Annotated in this window: 1 pseudogene; it reads left to right on the forward strand. The window is 68.1% G+C overall.

Features of this window, described 5'->3' with window-relative positions:
* Nucleotides 1–298: pseudogene (locus ACLQ2R_RS39655) on the forward strand (polyketide synthase); the annotation flags it as partial.

Below are 298 nucleotides of genomic sequence, written 5' to 3' on the forward strand. Positions count from 1 at the left end.
CAGGCGTTGCTGGCGACGTATGGTCAGGGCCGGGAGCGGGGTCGGCCGTTGTGGTTGGGGTCGATCAAGTCGAACATCGGGCACACGCAGGCGGCTGCTGGGGTGGCGGGGATCATCAAGGTGGTTGAGGCGATGCGGCACGGGGTGATGCCGAAGACGTTGCATGTGGATGCGCCGTCGTCGCAGGTGGATTGGTCGATGGGTGCGGTGGAGTTGCTGGGGTCGGCGCGGGTGTGGGAGCGGGGGGAGGGGGTGCGTCGGGCGGGGGTGTCGTCGTTCGGGATCAGTGGGACGAATG

The organism is Streptosporangium sp. DT93 (assembly GCF_049844535.1).
Lineage (GTDB): Bacteria > Actinomycetota > Actinomycetes > Streptosporangiales > Streptosporangiaceae > Streptosporangium.